The organism is Rufibacter roseolus, assembly GCF_017916365.1.
GTDB lineage: Bacteria > Bacteroidota > Bacteroidia > Cytophagales > Hymenobacteraceae > Nibribacter > Nibribacter roseolus.
Window position 1 is genome coordinate 390,317 of record NZ_JAFMSU010000003.1, and the last position, 13,849, is coordinate 404,165.

At 50.4% G+C, this 13,849-nt stretch carries 10 protein-coding genes; 8 read left to right on the forward strand and 2 right to left on the reverse strand.

Translation table 11 applies throughout. The features are described from left to right. Positions 1–139: 139 nt before the first annotated feature. Positions 140–547: a tRNA (5-methylaminomethyl-2-thiouridylate)-methyltransferase gene (locus J3P35_RS17465; RefSeq protein WP_210465962.1), complete on the forward strand. Its 408-nt coding sequence runs from the start codon at positions 140–142 to the stop codon at positions 545–547. A gap of 234 nt (positions 548–781) precedes the next feature. Beyond that, a complete protein-coding gene (locus J3P35_RS17470; RefSeq protein ID WP_210465963.1) occupies positions 782–2,878 on the forward strand; it encodes a M3 family metallopeptidase in 2,097 nt (698 codons plus the stop codon). 136 nt (positions 2,879–3,014) lie between these two features. Here J3P35_RS17470 and J3P35_RS17475 read toward each other — a convergent pair whose 3' ends face one another. Continuing rightward, entirely contained in the window at positions 3,015–4,679 is a 1,665-nt protein-coding gene (locus tag J3P35_RS17475; protein WP_210465964.1) for a hypothetical protein, read from the reverse strand. 334 nt (positions 4,680–5,013) lie between these two features. Between J3P35_RS17475 and J3P35_RS17480 the strand changes: the two genes are divergently transcribed. Both J3P35_RS17480 and J3P35_RS17485 read left to right on the forward strand, forming a co-directional pair. Continuing rightward, a complete protein-coding gene (locus tag J3P35_RS17480) occupies positions 5,014–5,532 on the forward strand; it encodes a DUF2628 domain-containing protein (protein WP_210465965.1) in 519 nt (172 codons plus the stop codon). 205 nt (positions 5,533–5,737) lie between these two features. Continuing rightward, complete coding sequence (locus J3P35_RS17485) at positions 5,738–7,285, forward strand: glycosyltransferase family 39 protein (protein WP_210465966.1); 1,548 nt, start codon at positions 5,738–5,740, stop codon at positions 7,283–7,285. A 191-nt stretch (positions 7,286–7,476) separates the two neighbouring features. Here the strand turns inward: J3P35_RS17485 and J3P35_RS17490 are convergent, their stop codons facing one another. Further along, positions 7,477–7,959 carry a hypothetical protein gene (locus J3P35_RS17490; protein ID WP_210465967.1) on the reverse strand — a complete coding sequence of 161 codons (483 nt, stop codon included), beginning with the start codon at positions 7,957–7,959 and terminating at the stop codon, positions 7,477–7,479. 886 nt (positions 7,960–8,845) lie between these two features. Between J3P35_RS17490 and J3P35_RS17495 the strand changes: the two genes are divergently transcribed. The 4 genes from J3P35_RS17495 (at position 8,846) to J3P35_RS17510 (ending at position 13,824) form a co-directional block, all read left to right on the forward strand. Continuing rightward, positions 8,846–9,406 (forward strand): response regulator, encoded by a 561-nt coding sequence (locus J3P35_RS17495; protein WP_210465968.1) that lies wholly within the window; start codon positions 8,846–8,848, stop codon positions 9,404–9,406. Between the two features lie 919 nt (positions 9,407–10,325). Continuing rightward, positions 10,326–11,189, forward strand: a complete 864-nt coding sequence (locus tag J3P35_RS17500; RefSeq protein WP_210465969.1) for an ABC transporter permease — start codon at positions 10,326–10,328, stop codon at positions 11,187–11,189. Between the two features lie 4 nt (positions 11,190–11,193). Then, the gene (locus tag J3P35_RS17505) at positions 11,194–12,483 is read left to right on the forward strand and encodes an ABC transporter ATP-binding protein (RefSeq protein ID WP_210465970.1); all 1,290 of its coding nucleotides are present in this window, start codon (positions 11,194–11,196) and stop codon (positions 12,481–12,483) included. A 24-nt stretch (positions 12,484–12,507) separates the two neighbouring features. Then, the gene (locus tag J3P35_RS17510; RefSeq protein ID WP_210465971.1) at positions 12,508–13,824 is read left to right on the forward strand and encodes a glycosyltransferase family 2 protein; all 1,317 of its coding nucleotides are present in this window, start codon (positions 12,508–12,510) and stop codon (positions 13,822–13,824) included. The last annotated feature ends 25 nt before the right edge of the window (positions 13,825–13,849 follow it).

The following is a 13,849-nucleotide window of genomic DNA, read 5'->3' on the forward strand; positions in this document are numbered from 1 at the left end:
TGTATTGGAGGTTCCAGGCGGCCAAAGGTTACAAAAAGAACCCGCTATTTTTTTTGTAACCTCCTGACCCTCTGCCTATCTAATGGGTACAGCGCGCGAAAAACCATTTTATGTTTACAACCTAAAAACGAAAAAAGCCATGGAAGCAAGTATGCAACACACCTCCAGGGTTCAGCAGGTCCTGACCTATACCTATGGCCTGGTGCCCATCATTGCCGGGCTGGACAAATTCACCAACCTGCTCACCAACTGGACCCATTACCTCAGCCCGTTCGTTACTGATCTGCTGCCCTTTTCTGCCGGCACCTTTATGTCCATTGTGGGCATCATTGAGATTGTAGCCGGTCTGCTGGTCTTTATCCGGCCTCATATTGGCGGCTATTTGGTCATGGGCTGGCTTATTGCCATCGCCCTGAATCTGATTATGACTGGACACTACCTGGATGTGGCTGTGCGGGACCTAGTGATGGCCGTGGGTGCCTACGCCTTGGCGCAATTGTCTGTGCCGGCTACATTCACTCTTCCTCGCCGTCCACACGTCGCGTGAGCAGCAACGGGCCAGTCAGGGCAAACTCCACTTCCTGGCTGGCCCGATGCCTGTAAGTACCTGAACTAAACTGCAAAAGCCTGCCCAAAGGCAGATTAAAGTATACAGAAAACTTACCCTCCCGCGTTAAATGCTTAATTTTGAGCTTCCTTTCTCCCCAATCAAGGAAGGAGGCTTTATTTTAAGTATTTAAAAAGTAAAATGATTACAAAAACACTCTGCGTTCTCGCAACTATGGCTATAGGACTACTGGCCAGTGAACAAGCGGCGGGTCAGGCCAAAGACAAGAACAACCCCCTTTTACAGAAGTACAGCACCCCCTACCAGGTACCGCCTTTCCACCTGATCAAGAATGAGCACTTCAAACCCGCTCTGCAGGAAGGCATCAGGGTAAACCAGCAGGAAATTGACGCCATCGTCAACAATCCCAAGGCACCCACGTTTGAGAATACCATTGTGGCCATGGAAAACGCCGGCCAGCTGTTGGGCCGCGTGTCAACGGTTTTCTACAACCTCAACTCGGCTAACACCAACGAGGAGATCCAGAAAATAGCCCGCGAGATTGCCCCTGAGCTATCGGCGCACAGCGACAACATCATCCTGAACAAGAAATTGTTTGAGCGGGTGAAAACGGTCTGGAATAACAAAAAGGACCTGAAACTGACCGCAGAGCAGCAGAAGCTGTTAGAAGAGACTTACAAGTCATTTGTGCGCAGCGGCGCCAACCTGAACGATGCCGACAAGGATAAGCTGAAGAAAATCAACGGCGAATTGTCGCTTTTGAGCCTGCAGTACGGGCAGAACATCCTGGCCGAGACGAACGCCTACCAACTGGTGATTGACGACAAGAAAGACTTGGCCGGCTTGCCGGAAGGTTTAGTTGCCGCCGCCTCTGATGCCGCCAAACAAGCCGGCAAACCGGGCAAGTGGGTTTTCACCCTGCACAACCCCAGCGTGATGCCGTTCCTTCAGTACGCCGATAACCGTGAACTGCGCAAGCAGATCTGGGAGGCGTATTCCCTCCGGGGCAATAACAACAACGCCAACGACAACAAAGAAACCCTGCGCAAGATTGTGAACCTGCGCCGCGAGAAAGCGCAATTGCTGGGCTACAAAACCCACGCGCACTACGTGCTGGAGGAAACCATGGCCAAGTCTCCGGAGAACGTGAACAAACTGCTGGACCAACTGTGGGCCCCAGCCCTGGCGGTAGCCAAGCAGGAAGAGCGCGACATCCAGAAAATGATTGATGCCTCCGGCGCCAAGTTCAAAGTGGCACCGTACGACTGGCGTTATTACACCGAGAAAATCCGGAAGGAGCGCTTTGACCTGGATGAGCAGGAACTGAAACCGTACTTCAGCCTGGAGAACATCCGCAAGGGCGTTTTCACTGTGACGGAGAAACTCTACGGCCTCAAGTTCAAAGAGCTGCCCAACCTGCCTAAATACCACCAGGACGTAACCGCCTACGAGGTATCTGAGGCGGATGGAACGTTGGTAGGTGTGATCTATATGGACTTCTTCCCGCGCGCCTCCAAAAGAAGCGGTGCCTGGATGACTTCTTACCGCAGCCAGAAAACCGAGAAAGGCAAACGCCTGGCCCCGGTGGTGTCTATTGTCTGCAACTTCACCAAACCAACCGGCGATGCTCCTGCCCTGTTGACCTTTGACGAGGTAACCACCTACTTCCATGAGTTCGGCCACGCCCTGCACGGCCTGTTGTCTAACGTGACCTACGAGAGCATGGCCGGTACCTCCGTTCCGCGCGATTTTGTGGAACTGCCTTCGCAGATCATGGAGAACTGGGCCGCCGAGCCCGAGGTCCTGAAAATGTACGGCACGCACTACAAAACCGGTCAACTGATCTCCAATGAGCTGATTGAGAAAATGAAGAAAGCAGGTACTTTTAACCAAGGCTTCGAGACCACGGAGTACCTGGCGGCTTCTTTGCTGGATTTGGCCTACCACACCCAAACCCAGAACCTGACCGATGACATCAACCAGTTTGAGAAATCCTCTATGAGCAAAGTTGGTTTGCCTGAGCAGATCATTCCGCGTTACAGAAGCACCTACTTCAGCCACATCTTCTCCGGCGGATACTCAGCGGGCTACTACAGCTACATCTGGTCTGGCGTGCTGGACACCGATGCCTTCCAGGTCTTCAAGGAAAATGGTCTGTTCAACAAAGAGAATGCCCAGTCCTTCAGAAAGAACATTCTGGAGAAAGGCGGCACTGCAGATCCAATGGAACTCTACAAGAAGTTCAGAGGCGCTGAGCCCAGCATCCAGCCTTTGCTCAAGAAGCGTGGTCTGACTCCGGTGAGTTTGTAAGCCATTTTCATCAAAAGAAGGCAAAAACAAAGGCCTTCTTCTAGCTGAATACCAATCGGCCCTTTGCAGGTAAAACTGTAAGGGGCCGATTTTTTTGTGCCTTTAATATGTGCCTTTAATATCTGATTCACCTCTGCTACATTGGTGCCCCTATGATGGAGAGCACACCGTTGGCCAGACAGTCTTTCCAGTAGGTGAGAAAAGAGCGCTCGCTGCGGCGTTTGACCTGGATCTTGCCCTCACGCGGGGCTTTGCCGTCTTCCTCACTCTCAGATTTCAAGACCACCGTATTCGCCACCAATGACTTTAGTTTATTCCCTAGTCCCTGCTTCTTCTTTTCCTCTTTCTTGTTCAGAAGGTCAATCTTGAAGTCATCGTACTGCAGTTGCATGGAGCCTTGCGCCGAGGTCTTGGTTAGTTCTACCTTGAACGTGCCCCGCTGCAGAACTCCGCTTTTTACGCGCACAAACATGCTGGGCTCCATCATGGGGTTCAGGATGGCCGGATAACCCTTCCCAATGGTGCCTTCCATGGAATGATAGCCGTTGGGGTCCAGCAAAGCCAGCCGTATGGTGGCCTGCATGGGGGCCTTGCCCATGAGCAACCCGCTGCCCTTCAACACCGCCGGGTGCTTCTTAGAGATGAGGTTTTTGTCATTGGTGAGGTTGGTGAGCGTGAGGTCTATGTTGCTGCCTGTGACATAACCGGTTTTAAAGGCTTTCTCGGCCAGTTCCTCGTAGCGCACGTACATGTCGCGCACTTTGGCCGTGCGGATGTTCACCCCGAAGGTGAGTTTCTGCACCAGGTCATGGGGCATGAGGCCCGAGCCTTTGGCTGGATAGTTCTTCCCGTCTTTGTAGGCATTCACCTGGGGCTTATAAGCTACCAGAGACCCGATGTACACGTTGGAGTTCCGCGATAAAGTCCCGAAGTCTACGTTACTCAACCTCAACTCCGGTACCTGCACGCTGAACCTAGTAACGGCCGCCCCGGCTTTCCTGGACATCTGGGCGGCGCTGGCCAAAGGGATTAGCTTCAGGCGGGTTAAAGTAAATTCCCGCTTTTGGGTAGAGGCCTGCAAGGGACCGACTTTGAGTTTGTAGTTTCCGTTGGGCAGCCAAAACGAGGCCTCCTTCACCTTGGCTGTGATATTTTTGCTGTAAAACGCGCGGGCGGTATCCTGGAAAGCGGCACTGTCCAGCTTGATACCCTCAGCTTCCAACTCCACCCCAGACACGGAGAAAAGCTCGGCCTGACTGCCAGGTTTGTTTTTGAACCGGAACGCCCCGTCTTTAACCCTAATCTCGTTTATGCCCATCTTCCGGAACTGCTCACCTACGGTTTTGTGTAGCGGCTGCGAGGTGGTGTCTTCTTTCATTTGCCGCAAAACCCATTGCGGATGGTCCAGCTGGATTGAACTCAGGCTGAATGCCCCGCCAAACAATAGTTTTATGTAACTGATGCCCTGCACCTGCACCCGATGGGCGGTGAGGTCTGAGATGCTGGCCGGAGCCTGGGCTGGGGAAGACTTTTGCAGCTGTTTCCAGACGGCCTCGTGCGGCACCAGGCGCAGGGAATCCAACCGGGCAGATCCCGCCAGCAGCGACACCTCCAGCTTGTCCAGTTCCAGGGAATACAGCCCTTTAGATTGCGTGGCGATCTGCTTCTGCAGCTTCTGCTCGGCCCAGGAGTTGAGGTTGCGGGATACCACCAGCAGCAGCACCATAACCACCAGCAGCACCGAGGCGCCCCCTACCAGGTACTTCTTCCTTTTCGACCTATTTTTAGCGGTTTGTTCCACAGCAAAAGACTTAATCCGCAACCTTCTACGCACATAACCAGAAAGTAACTGGTTTCCCCTCCCCAAAGCTTAAATTAAGCTTCCTCATTCTTTCCGCCCTTTCTGTTCTGTAATACGAAACTATGCTGCCAGGCACCAGAGGTTTCACAGCCGTTTTCTCGGAAACACCGCAGAAACAGAAAAGCCAGGCTTTATCAAAGATCTATAAAACAACCGGCACGCTCCATGATGGTTGTATTGCCGGGTAGCCGTTAAGCTGGATCAGCCTAAAGAAGCCAGGTCTTTCTTGTACCTTTACAGCGCATTGCCTACCGAGTCACTTGAAACAACCCCTATGTTACCCTCTCCAGAATCACCAGAATCTCCAGAGACTGATCACCAGGAAGCCTATTACCGCGCTTACTTCGGGGTTGACGCCGACTATTACCTCCGCAAACTGGCGCAGTACCGGGCCGGCACCAAAATCACCTTTAACATTGGGGCCTTCTTCTTTGGGATATTCTGGATGCTCTACCGCAAGCTGTACATAGCGGGTATAATGGTAATCATAGCCCTCACCCTGGAGTCTTACCTGCTGGGCATGGCCATTGAGTACTACAAAATCTCTGACGGTAACGCCAAACTGCTGAACAATCTCTCCACCTTGTTTTGGAGTTTGCTGGTGGGTTTTCTGGGAAATTGGCTTTACCTGCGGCAGGCCGAGGCCAAAGTAAACCAGGCCCTGGAAGAGGAAGACAACGAGCGTGACACGGTGGCGCGGCTCGCTTACGAAGGCAATATTACCTATATCCCACACATCATCATCGCGGCCCTCATTTTACTTCTGCTCCTCATCTTTCAGTTCATTTCCTGACAAGAATATCAAGAACCGAGTGTTTAGGGGCCGATTTTGCAAAATCGGCTTGTAAATGTTTTCACCGTGTTAAAGAAAAGAAGATGGGGCTGATGAACGCTCAGGGAGCAGAAGGTGCCTTTCTACTACACCGAGGAAGCCTCTAGGGCTTGATATTTTTTCAGGTAAAATCTTTACTTTGAGGCGCCAATCCAGAAGACCAGCAATGCGCCCATCTCTTACCAGAAACCCCGATCTGCTTTTTTTAGGTCTCCTGATTTTTCTCAAGATCCTGCTGCACTATGTGCTGGTTGACCCGGCGTATGACTTGCACCGGGACGAGTACCTGCACCTGGACCAGGCAAACCATCTTGCTCCCGGTTACCTGTCGGTGCCGCCGTTTACGTCCTGGGTGGCCTGGGTTATTAAACTGCTGGGGAACTCAGTATTCTGGGTGAGGTTTTTCCCGGCGCTGTTCGGGGCGTTGACGCTGCTGGTAACCTGGAAGATGGTGGAGGAGCTGGGCGGTGGGCTTTACGCCAAAATCCTGGCCGGCATGGCGGTACTGGTCTCGGCGCTGCTTCGCGTGAACATGCTCTTCCAGCCTAACTCTTTTGACATCCTGAGCTGGACCCTCACCTACTACTTCCTTATTCGCTACCTGAAGACGCAAAACGGCCGGAATTTGCTTTACCTGGGCCTGGTAGTGGCCTTGGGTTTTCTTAACAAATACAACATCCTGTTTCTGCTTATCGGGTTGCTGCCGGCCTTGCTGCTCACGGGGCACGGCAGGATTTTCCGGGACCGGAACTTCTATCTGGCGGTTTTGCTGGCGGCCTTGTTGGTGTCACCTAACGTGGTCTGGCAGTTATCACACGGGCTCCCGGTAATCCACCACATGGAGGAACTGCAGGCCACCCAACTGGTGAATGTGAACCCCGCTGATTTCTGGCTAGACCAATTCCTGTTCTTCTTCGGGTCCGTGTACCTCATCATCGGGGCGTTGGTGGCTTTTGCGGTATATGCGCCTTTTAAGGAGTACCGGTTTATAGGCTTGGGCTACCTATTCACCATGGCCGTGTTCACTTACCTGCGGGCGAAAAGCTATTACACCCTGGGGCTGTACCCGGTGCTGTTGGCGTTTGGCAGCGTGTACTGGGAGCACTTGTTCAGGACGGGCTGGAACCGTTACCTCCGCCCCTTGTGGATCCTGTTGAACATTGGTTTATTTCTGCCGTTGGTGAACGTGGTTTTCCCGCTCCTTTCCCCGGCCGAGATCCAGGCCAAAGCCGCCAAATTCAAGAAATTCAACCTCCTGAAATGGGAAGACGGCAAAGACCACCCGCTCCCCCAGGATTTCGCGGATATGCTGGGCTGGCAGGAACTCACAGATAAAGTGCAGCAGGCCTACCAGCAGATCCCTGAGGCCGAGAAACCCCACACGCTCCTGATCTGCGATAACTACGGACAGGCCGGCGCCCTCAATTTCTACGGAAGCAAAACCCTGCCTCCCGCCGTTTCCTTCAACGCCGATTACGTGTACTGGTACCCCATGGAGATGGACATCCGGAACATCATTCTCATCAAAAGCGCCGGAGAGGAGCCTCTCCAAGAAGAAGAGAAACATTTTTTCAACTCTGTCACCCGGATTGGGGCCATAGAAACCAGGTTCGCACGGGAACAGGGTACTACTGTTCATTTGCTGCGCGGCGTTTCGCCCGTCATGACCCAGCGCCTGAGAGCCCGCACGGCGGAGAAGAAGCAGGAATGGTAACCGGCTGATTGGTCAGGAATTCACTTTAAAGCCCCCCCATTTTTGCCCTGATTTCTATAAAACAACCCTAAAATGGTTTGGATGGGTAAGTGGCCAGAGCGTTGGTGTGAGGTTCTTGGGTTACTTTCATTACAGATAAGGCACAAAAAAGGAGACCCGCGTTACGGGTCTCCTAAAGTGAAGCAGAAGCCTTAGCTGTTCTGCAATTTCTTTTGCTCTTTGGTCTTTAAGGGGTGGGCTTTCTTACCTGATTTCCCATCCTGGTGGCTGGCCTTTTCCTTTCGGTCTGCCTGATACTGGGCATACTGCTCTGGGGTTAGAATGCTTTTCAGCTCAGCCTCATACTGTGCCTTTCGGGCTTTATAAGCTTCCCGCTCCTGTGGTTTGGCACCTTCGGCCGCGCGGCTTTGGGCTTTGAGAGCTGAGGTTTCAGTTGCCTGTCTCAGGAACAGCGTCTGCAATCTGGTTTGCTGGGCCTGGGTGAGGCTGTATTTCTCCGTCAGCTTCTGGGCTTTCTGAGCGGCTTTTTCCTCCGGAGTTCTGGTTTGTTTTTTCACGCCGTCTTTGCCTACCCGCTCAGTTCTGGGCTTTCTCTCTTGGCTGGTTTTTTCCTGCGCAAAGGTGGTTCCGGTTAACAGTAATCCCAGGGAAAGCATCACAAATATCTTTTTCATCTCTCTTCTCTTATAAAGGGTTTTCTTCTTTTGCCTAAGCCTTGGCTTGTAAGGCTAGGTTTCTTCCTCTTATTCAAACCACATGCCAAAAATCAGCAACCCTCTTTCCCTGACCATAACTCAGCCACCAACTCACTTCAAATCAAATTCTTACAGAATTAAAAATCTCTGTTTCAGGGCTTATTTTCTGAAAAAGGCAAAAATTATGGAAAACTCTTTTAGTTGCGCAGGACCTTTGCACGTACTTCTAACCTGGAAGAGGAGGATGGTCTATTCATCAGCCTACTGCTCAATTTTAAAAGACCTGATATCTTTATAAAAGACTCCTAAACCATATGGCCACTATTCAGTTATAGCTAAGCGGCTTGGCTTAGGAATGGGTTTTCTTCTCTCCGGATGCTGACAAATGATTAAAAATGATCAGCTTTATTTATATAATTGAATAAATTTTATAATATTTTGCACAACTTTATTACAACATTAAGTTTTTTACTGTTACCTTTATATATAATAAAACATCAGTATACCATATTAGCCATAATGAAAGCAGGGGCTAAGGCTCCTCAATTTTGTCAGTTATTCCTGTAAGAATAAAGAAGGATAATACGTTTAAACATCAGAAAGGCAGTTTTTATGGTCCGGCCCCTGGCTTTAGGTTACCTGAAACAAAAAGCCCAACGTCTTTTCTGAAAGCTTAGAAAACCTTTTACAGGCTAATTGGCGGATCACCGGCGGGAGGCACTTCTGGAATAAAACTGAACTTAAAAGGCCCTGGGCTTGGGATGAAACCTTAAAGCAGCAGGATAGCCTCTTTGACCTTATCAAGCGCACGCGAGAAAGTACAACCTATACGACACAAACACGCAATATAATCAGCACAAAAGGCATGGATTACACCACTCCTACCCATACCACTCACCCTTCAGAAGAAGCAGCTGAAAAGCCAAGTATCCTTTACATTGATAATGAAGAAGACAATCTGGTTGTATTCAAGTCTACCTTCAGAAAATATTTTAAGGTATTCACGGCTATGTCTGGTGAGGAAGGATTAAGGATTCTGTCCAATGAGCCCATCTCCCTGGTTATCACTGATCAACGGATGCCTAAAATCACCGGCGTTCAGTTTCTGAAGAGCCTGCCGGAAGACAAAGACCTGATCAAGATCATCCTGACTGGCCACTCAGATACCGCCTCTATTTTGGATGCCATTAACAGTGGCAAGATTTACCGGTATATCCTAAAACCTTGGGACAAAGAGAACCTAAAGAATATCATGGAGTCTGCCGTGGAAGAACTCAAGCAGCGCCAAGCCCATAGAAAGCTAGTAGAAGACTTAAAGAAGGAAAACGAGAAACTGGAGCAGAAGGTAGCCGAGCTAACCCAAAAGATGAACTTGCAGGTAAACCAATCGGCGAAGGTGGTCAGAACAGAGCAACAGGATGAGTAAGGCCCTTACGGCTTCAGGCTTTTTAAACGGTGCGCCTTACGTTTTAGCAAAAGAACCTTTGGGCAAAAAAGAGCCAATATCTTGTATATACCCCAACTGAGTCTTGGAGCAGGGAATCCTCTGCCCCGGAGGTTCTACCCCGTAGGTAGGAGCTTGTTTTAAGCACTACCTTGTAAAAACATCCGCTAAACAAACTCCAAACGGGTACTGTTTCCTGCCTGTCCTTGGTTATACCCGCGCTCAGCGCAGACTTGCCGTTTTTGCCACCTATAGCATTTCCAGCCTGTTCTTCTGAATTGGCAGGTAAAGCAGGAATGTCTCCACGATTATCCTCTCCTACTTTTTGCAGATTTTACCCTCTTGCTGTAACCTTCTTAAGAGGGCACTCTGCAGCTAGCCGTGTCCATTCCGCTGTGCACCTTCCGCTTATTCTACCCCCACTTTAATTGTGGCAAAGGCCCTGCTCCATCCAAAAATCAAACGCAAAGCTGGCTTAGCACACTACCCATCCATTCCTCCAATGAGATAAGTACTTACTCTCTATAGCAGATGCTTTCGTCATCAACCGCGGTGGTGAGGGGAAGGCAGGTGCCCTTTCCCAAGGCTTACCGAGGGTTCATCTGGTAAGCCTCAAAATTGACTTTTATTTAAGTTGTGCTTTGGAAGAAAAGAGGCAAGTGAAGTAGAGATCTAAACCTTGGGGCGGGCAGTTTTTAGGTCAGGAAAAATAGACACTTTTACCAGCGGGCCTTTAAGCCTCTTAAATCAGACAATCTGAAAGTCACCTATGATTAACCCGCAAAAAATTATGTTTACATAATTAGATTATGTATATTGAAACAATATAAAGTTCAATACAACCTCCCCTAATAAAATTTATTAGCTTTATAATATAACTTTACCAATACGCTTTAAAAGTATGCTTGAAAGTAAGGAGGTTACCAACCATTGGGAGTGGGAGATTAACGGACGAACCCGGTATTGGGGGTTAAACCTTCATGAGTTATGGCATTACCGCCATTTATCCCTGAGTTTAGTTCGGAGAGATTTCCTGTTAAACTACCAGCAAACGGTCTTGGGCCCCTTCTGGCTGCTGGTACAACCTATTCTAACCCTGGGCACCTATGTGCTGGTATTCAATAAATTGATAGGGGTTTCTACCGGCAGCTTACCGCCAGTGTTGTTTTACCTCTCTGGTATTGTCCTCTGGAATTTCTTCAATGATACTTTTATGGGCACTTCCTTCATTTTTAGGGAAAATGCCCAGCTCTTCAGTAAAGTATACTTTCCCCGGTTAATCATTCCTATCTCCCAGATGGGCACCCAGATTTTCCGGTTCGGTATTCAGTTTACCCTTCTGTTGGCCATGCTGGCCTTTTATGCCCTGTTTAAGAACTACACCTTGCCCACTAGTTTTTTGGCGGTTACCCTCCCGCTGGTCATTATCCTGGTGGGCCTGACCGGCCTTTCCCTGGGGCTTATTTTCTCAGTGGTGACTGCTAAATACCGTGATATCATCAACCTGGTGACTTTTGGGGTGCGGCTGCTCATGTTTCTTACGCCAGTCCTATACCCGGTCAACTACGTACCGGAGAATGTACGGTGGGTTGTTCAGTTCAATCCGCTCACCTCCTATTTTGAGTTATTCCGGCGGGCCCTGCTTGGGCAAGGTGTCATCTCTCCGGAGAGCCTGGGATATAGCCTGGTATTTACTTTAATCCTCCTGGTCATCTCCATTGGTATTTTCAACAAGCAGGGTGACAAACTCATAGACGTAGTGTAAGCTTATGGGAGACGTAGTTATCCAAGTAGAGGAGTTGTCCAAAGTTTACCGGCTGGGCACCATTGGCTCCGGATCTTTAAGGCAGGATCTGGCGCGGTGGTGGAATACGTCTGTACTCAAGAAAGACGATCCTTTCTACTATCCGCAGCTCTCTGAGAACCAGGAACCGATGGACAAGAACCAGAAGGCTTTCTGGGCTCTGCAGGACCTCTCCTTTGAGATAAAGCAGGGCGAGGTGTGGGGCGTCATCGGTAACAACGGGGCGGGCAAGTCAACGTTGCTTAAAATCATTTCCCGCATTGTAAAACCCACCAAGGGCGTGGTGCGGGGCAAAGGCAAGATCAGCAGTCTTCTGGAGGTGGGCACCGGCTTCAACCAGGAGCTTACCGGCCGCGAGAACATCTTCATGAGCGGTTATATCCTGGGCATGACCAAACAGGAAATAACCGCCAAGTTTGACGAGATTGTAGATTTCTCCGGGATTGAGAAATTCCTGGATACGCCCGTGAAACGCTACTCCTCGGGCATGTACGTACGCCTGGCTTTTGCGGTAGCCGCTCACCTGGAACCCGATATCCTCATCCTGGACGAGGTGCTGTCTGTGGGAGACGCTGAATTCCAGAAGAAATGTCTGGGCAAAGTAAAGGACGTATCCAGAAGCGAGGGCCGCACCATTCTTTTTGTGAGCCACAGCATGCAGGCGGTTAGCAATTTATGCAACCATGCGCTTTGGCTCCAGAAAGGCAGGCTCATGGAGGCTGGCAAAGCCACCACCGTTATCAACAATTACATCAAAGGAGTCAAGAAATCACAGCTGCACCGCACCTGGGACAACCTGGTAGAGGCCCCAGGTAACGAATTCGTCCGGTTCAAAAGCATCCGGCTCACGCCCCGGTTTAGTGAGCCAGATGCCCCGCTTGACATTCGTACTCCCCTAACCCTGGAGTTTGAGTTCTGGAACCTGGTAGAAGACCAGGACCTGAGCATAGGGCTGCATCTGTTCTCTTATGGCGGCGAATGCATCTTTGATGTCCCTTCTCCCTCCTTCCAATGCAAAAAAGGCCTTGTGGAAGGCGAGTGTACCATTCCGGGCAACTTCCTGAATGATGGCTCCTATTACATTTCGCTCATCGTGGTAAAAAACACCTCGGTTGACCTGTTCTACTATGAAGAGTGCCTGTCTTTTGAGATTGAAGACTACCGGGGTGATATCAAATGGTTTGGCAAGTGGATGGGGGCCGTACGCCCCTCGTTTCCTTTCAGATTGGAGCAAAAAGAACTGGAGCTTGTATAGCCCCCAAAGTAAGGTCAGCTTGTTATGAAGGAATTTAGCCCCTATCATATTACCCACGTTCACCTGCATGAATTCCTGCAGATGCCAACGCTGAATCAGAAAAACCAGGGAAACTACCTCGTTTTCTGGTGGCACTCCATTGCCCTGGGAGAATTGTATGTGGAACCGCATGAGAAAGTCACTGAAGAGCAGTATTACCTCAAACTTGGCCAGGCTATAAAACCCGCGCTAGACTTCTATGCCTCGGGGCAAAAGATTCCTGATTTTCAGAAACTGCTGCAATTGCGGGATTTCCCAGGGTTCAGGAAGGCCATGGATTCTTTATTCTCCGAGAGCACCTCCCGGGTTATTCCCGCCAGGGTTCCGGTCTCGGTAGTGATCTGCACCCGTAACCGACCTGCCGCCCTGAAACTATGCCTGGAGTCCTTGCGCCAATCGGTTTGCCAGCCAGCGGAGATCATCATTATTGAGAATGCCCGGGAGAACGACCATACTGAGAAGCTGGTGGAAACCTTTGCCGGCGTTAAATACTTCCAGGAACCCGTGCCTGGGCTTTCCCATGCCAGGAACACCGGCGTCAAAAAAGCCTCCAACTCCATCATCGCCTTCACGGATGACGACGTCATTGTGCATCCGGAATGGGTTTTCAGGGTATGGGAAGCCTTTACCGAGCACAAGGTAGCGGCCATGGCCGGCCTGGTATTGGCGGCCGAGCTTCAGACCGAAACCCAGCTCATTTTTGAGCGGTGCTGGAGCTTTAACCGGGGATACGTGAACATCCTTTTTGATGAAAACTATTTCAACAAGAACCTGCCCTTAGGTCCTCCGGTCTGGGAGATCGGGGCTGGGGCTAATATGGCATTCAGGAAAGAGATCTTTGAAGAAATAGGCTTGTTTGACGTGCGGTTAGGGGCCGGAGCCTCTGGTTGCAGTGAGGACTCGGAGGTATGGTACCGGATTCTGCTGCATAAACACAGTATTCTCTACTACCCCAAAGCTGCGGTATTCCATGCCCACAGAAAAGACTTGCGCAGCCTTAGAAAGCAGATTTTCGCCTATATGCGTGGGTTTACCATGGCGGTTCTGGTGCAGCAAGACCACTACCCTCCTGCCAACTACAGGAACCGTTTGTTCAGGCAGTACCCCAAACATTACCTCAGGTTGGTGACCAGGGGCTTCCCCCGCTACCGCTTCCGGAACAGAACCCTTTGGGAAGAGATCACAGGCATTCTTTCGGGCTACGCGTTTTACCTCAAAAACCGGAAAAACGACCCTGAAACGCAATTCCGCCGCGAAGAACCTGCCCCTAAACTGCAACCGGAACAAGAACTCACGACCTGATAACTGAAATTGCCTTTCCCAAAAA